Here is a 1,329-nt window from a genome sequence, read left to right as displayed (position 1 = left end):
TCCAGCCGCCAGGGCGGCTTGAGCTGCTCGGAACAGGCAAGGGAGATACGATGGGTCCCTTTAGCAATATCAATCGGTCCCACGTCTCAGATTTCGCCCGCACAGACGATGCAGGCTCGCAACAGCATCAGACCAACCAGACGCGTTTTCAGGAGCATCTGAACGCGTTGCCGCCGGGCCAGCATCGGCAAGTCGTTCCAAACAGCCGTCTCGCCAGGCGGCGGACCGGCTCACATGCAGATGCGGTTGGACCGAGCATGCTGCAAGAGGAGGGCGCCGGGGAAGGCGGTTCGCAGTTGCCCTTTGCTCCACCAGCTCACTCACCTGCGCAGAGTTTTGACCAGGACGAGCTCTTTGCCGCCGCCGATCGCGCCGGGCCGTTTGCGGCTGCAAGTTTCGCGTCGGCGCAGTTCTGGCAGGATGCGCAGCGGGTGGTCCACTCACCGGCGCAAAGTGTCGATCAGCCGCGGAGCCGCGCAGCGATTGGGGGCGGTTACGAAGCTTCGAGTTCCATGCCGCCGCCGCGGGTCAACCTGCCCGCCACGGGCTTTGGAAGCGCACCCGATGTCGTGAACTTCCCTCATGTCGTCGCGGACGCATATCGGCCTGCGGCCAATCAACAGGGCGATTTGACCGGCGCGCGCCATACAATGCCGGCCGCGGCGCCGCACCAGGCTGCCGTCGTTCAGCAAACGCGCCGCCGCAAGCGCGGCCGCGAGCACCCGGACGAGGCGCTTTTTGCCGCCTACCGTGCCGAGGTGGCTAAAACAGCCAAGGTGAGTGAAAGCTCGATCACTGGCGATATAGTGGCGCTGCGCAAGTTCAGCAAATGGCTTGACGAGAACCATCGGACCCAGATCGCCGGCCGGATTGAGGACCCGGGATTGGACGCGCTGGCGAAGAACTTTGTGGGCAACAATGTCGTACTACTGAGCGACACCAAAGTGGCATTGGGAAGGCTCCGGCAGCATTCTGCCGGACAGCCTGTGACGGCTGTTTCGACTGTTCGACCCGGCACGAAGGACGATGAGGAACTCTTCGCCCAATACCGGGCAAAAGCCGTGGCCCGCCTCAAAGCACGAACCTTGGGAGGCGATCTAGCGGCGCTGCGCAAGTTCAGCACATGGCTTGCCGAGAACCACCAGAGCCAAATCCACGGTCGGACTGAGGACGAGCAGTTGGACGGCCTGGCGAAGAACTTTGCGGGCAACGATGCCGTACTACTGAGCGACATCAACGTGGCATTGGGAAGGCTGCGGCAGCATTCTGCCGGACAGACTGTCACAACAGCTAAAACTCGCCCCGTCAACGAAGAGAACCAGGTGATCG

The 1,329-nt window shown here is 62.5% G+C and carries 1 protein-coding gene; it reads left to right on the top strand.

Annotated elements, in window-relative coordinates; translation table 11 throughout:
* Nucleotides 1-50 precede the first annotated feature (50 nt).
* Nucleotides 51-1,329, top strand: a 1,279-nt coding sequence (locus RFM68_RS33475; RefSeq protein WP_320237197.1) for a hypothetical protein, incomplete at its 3' end; no start/stop codon positions are given.

Source organism: Mesorhizobium montanum (genome assembly GCF_033977145.1).
Taxonomy (GTDB): Bacteria; Pseudomonadota; Alphaproteobacteria; order Rhizobiales; family Rhizobiaceae; genus Mesorhizobium; species Mesorhizobium montanum.
This window is presented reverse-complemented; position numbering and strand designations above follow the sequence as displayed.